Raw genomic sequence first — 3,123 nt, 5'->3', positions numbered from 1 at the left:
GGATCAGCGCGAGCCGCTCGCCCAGCCCGGCATCCAGCGCCGCCTGGTGCATGAAGCGCAGGGCCGAGAAGTCTTCGAGCGCAAAGCCGACCGAGTCGAACACCGTGATCTGCGCCTCGCTGTCGCGGCCCGCCTTCAGGCCGGCCAGCACTTCCCAGAGTTCGGTCACGTCAAAGTCGGCCGGCATCTGCTGGATGTCGCCCTCGATGCGGGACTGCGGGGTGAACTCGACGAACACCTTGGCGGCTTCGAGCACGGCGGCTTCGAGCTCGGTCTTGCCCGGGCAGTCGCCACCCACGGCGTTCAGGTGCATACCGGGTTGAATCATCTCGGGCGTGAGGATCAGCGCCATGGCCTTGTCAGCGGTGACGGTGGTCACGATGTCGGCGCCCTTCACCGCCTCGGCCGTGCTGTGGCACACGGTGATGCGCAGGCCGCTGCCGTGCAGGTTGGCCACCAGCTTGGCGCTGGCGGCGGGGTCCACGTCGAACACGCGCAGGGTGGTGATGCCGACCAGGTGCTGGAAAGCCAACGCCTGGAACTCGCTCTGCGCGCCGTTGCCGATCAGCGCCATCACGCGGCTGTCGGGCCGGGCCAGCGTCTGTGCGGCCAGGGCCGACATGGCGGCGGTGCGCAGCGCGGTGGTCAGCGTGAGCTCGCTCAGGAACAGCGGGGCGCCGGTGTCCACGTCGGCCAGCACGCCAAAGGCCATCACGGTGGACAGGCCCAGGCGGGTGTTGCCCGGGTGGCCATTGACGTACTTGAAGCTGTAGCGGTGGTCATCGGCCACGGGCATCAGCTCGATCACGCCGCCGGCCGAGTGCGCGGCCACGCGGGCGGTCTTGTCGAAATCGGCCCAGCGCAAAAAGTCGGCACGGATGTTCTGGGCGATCGCTTCGATGCTGGCGGCCAGGCCGTGGCGGCGCACCAGTTCGGCGGCTTCGGGGGCGCTCAGGTACAGGGTGCCGGCTTCGACGAAGCGGGCGAGATCGGGGTTGTGAACGGTGGTTTTCATGGTCGTCTCTGGCAGGCATCCCCGGCAATGACGGGGGGAGCGGGCAGTGTGCAGGCCGGCGATGGCAATGAAAAGTGCCAACAATCTACTGAATCGGCAGAAAATAGATCATTTCGTCAGACTTGACTGCCGTTTTGACCATGGACGACCTCGACCAACAACTCATCGCCCTGCTGCGGCAGGACGCGCGCCTTTCGGTGGCCGATCTGGCGCACAAGCTCCAGGTCTCGCGCGGGACGGTCACCAACCGGCTGCGCAAGCTCGAGGACACGCAGGTGATCGTGGGCTACACCGTGCGCCTGAAACCCGAGGCGCAGACCGAACGCATCCGCGCCTGGATGGGCGTGTTGGTCGAAGGCAACCGCACGCGCGAGGTGATCGTCAATCTGCTGGGCGAACCCTCGGTGGCGTCGCTGCACGACACCAATGGCCGCTGGGATCTGCTGGCCGAGCTGGAGGTGGGTTCGATGGCCGAACTCTCGCAGGCACTGGAGCGCATCCGCCTGCTCAGCGGCATCCGCGGCACCGAAACCAGCATCCTGCTGAGCACGTACCGCTGAGCGGTCCGGCACGCCCGGCGATCACGGCAAGGCTGTGCGCCTTGTGCTCGCTGGGACGGCCAGACGGCGGGGCTGCAACGACTCAGAGGTCCAGCACCAGCCGCGGCGTTTTCGCGCGCGAGCAGCAGGGCAGGAACTGGTCGTTCGCGGCCTGTTCCTCGGGCGTCAGGTACTGGTCGTGGTGTTCGGGCGTGCCAGATTTGATGCGCGTCAGGCAGGTGCCGCACACGCCCTGTTCGCACGACATGGGGATGTCGAAGCCCGCGGCCAGCAAGGCGGCCAGTGCGCTCTGATCGGCCCGCACTGGGATCACGCGGCCGCTGCTGGCGATCTCCAGTTCGAAGGCGCCATCGTTCGAGTGATCCACCGGCGCCGCGGCGAAGTATTCGCGGTGCAGGCGCTCCTCGGGCCAGCCGGCGGCACGGCCGGCGGCCAGCACCGCGTCCATGAAGCCCTGCGGCCCGCACACGTAGAGGTGCGTGCCCGCGGGGGCGGCGCGCAACGTGGCAGCGATGTCCAGCTTCTGCGCCGCGTCGCCGTCGTCGAAGTGGTGCTGCACGCGGCTGGCAAAGGCCGAGGCCGCCATCTGTTCCACGAACGGGGTGCGCTCGCGCGAGCGTGTGCAGTGGTGCAGATCGAACGGCTGGCCTTGTGCGGTCAGCTGCTCGGCCATGGCCAGCAGCGGCGTGATGCCGATGCCGCCGCCCAGCAGCAGGTGGTGCGGCGCACCGGCCGCGACCGGGAAGTGGTTCTTGGGCGTGCTGATGCGCAGCGTCGCGCCTTCGGGCACGGCCTCGTGCACCGCCAGCGAGCCGCCACGCGAGGCCGCGTCGCGCAGCACCGCGATCTGGTAGCGGCCGGTTTCGCCCGGCGGGTTGCACAGCGAATACTGGCGCACCAGGCCGCCGGGCAGGTGCACGTCCACGTGCGCGCCGGCCTCGAAGGCGGGCAGGGCGGAACCGTCGGCGGCCACCAGGTCCAGGCTGCAGATGTCCAGCGCGACGGTTTGCTTGCGCGCCACGCGCACCGTCAGTTCGGCAGCGACGGCGCTCATGCCGGCACGCCCTGCGCGGGTGCTGCAGCGGCGGCCTGTTCGGCCGCGATCACGCGCTCGATCACCTTGCGCGACTGCACGCCACCGGCGTCGATGTTGAGCATCATCAGCTTGCGGTCGGGGAAGGCGAGCAGGTTCTTCTGCTGGCGTTCCAGCATCTCCAGGTCTTCCGAAAAAATCTTGCCCTGGCCTTCGCGGATCTGCGCCGTGAGCGTGTCGTCCTGCGGCTTGAACTTGCGCGCCATGCCCCAGAAGTAGTGCATGGAGGTGTCGGTCTCGGGGGTGATGAAGTCCACCACCCAGCTCGCGGCCTTCACCGCGTCGGGCGCTGCATGGCCGCCGTTGCCCGCCAGCGCCACGCCCACTTCGATCATCACGTGGCTGGGCGGCGTGAAGTGGCAGATCTGCCAGCGGTCGACCGGCTGGTCGTCGGGCAGGTGGTTGCCGCGCAGGTTGGCCTTCCAGAACGGCGGCGCCATCACGTTGTCCATGAA

The 3,123-nt window shown here is 68.6% G+C and carries 3 protein-coding genes and 1 pseudogene; 1 reads left to right on the top strand and 3 read right to left on the bottom strand.

The window, feature by feature from the left end:
- Window positions 1–1,015, bottom strand: a 1,015-nt coding sequence (locus ACR2JA_RS17370; RefSeq protein ID WP_434010325.1) for an ornithine cyclodeaminase, incomplete at its 3' end; no start/stop codon positions are given.
- Between the two features lie 140 nt (window positions 1,016–1,155).
- On the opposite strand from ACR2JA_RS17370, the gene ACR2JA_RS17365 reads away from it, so the two are divergent.
- On the top strand, window positions 1,156–1,575 hold the full coding sequence (locus tag ACR2JA_RS17365; protein ID WP_434010324.1) for an Lrp/AsnC family transcriptional regulator: 420 nt from the start codon (window positions 1,156–1,158) through the stop codon (window positions 1,573–1,575).
- Between the two features lie 82 nt (window positions 1,576–1,657).
- On the opposite strand, the gene ACR2JA_RS17360 is transcribed toward ACR2JA_RS17365, so the two are convergent.
- Both ACR2JA_RS17360 and ACR2JA_RS17355 read right to left on the bottom strand, forming a co-directional pair.
- Window positions 1,658–2,629, bottom strand: a complete 972-nt coding sequence (locus tag ACR2JA_RS17360) for a PDR/VanB family oxidoreductase (protein WP_434010323.1) — start codon at window positions 2,627–2,629, stop codon at window positions 1,658–1,660.
- A pseudogene (locus ACR2JA_RS17355) lies at window positions 2,626–3,123 on the bottom strand (aromatic ring-hydroxylating dioxygenase subunit alpha); the annotation flags it as partial. The gene ACR2JA_RS17360 and the pseudogene ACR2JA_RS17355, both read right to left, overlap by 4 nt.

The sequence above is a fragment of the Hydrogenophaga sp. genome, assembly GCF_051007235.1.
Lineage (GTDB): Bacteria > Pseudomonadota > Gammaproteobacteria > Burkholderiales > Burkholderiaceae_C > Hydrogenophaga.
This window is presented reverse-complemented; position numbering and strand designations above follow the sequence as displayed.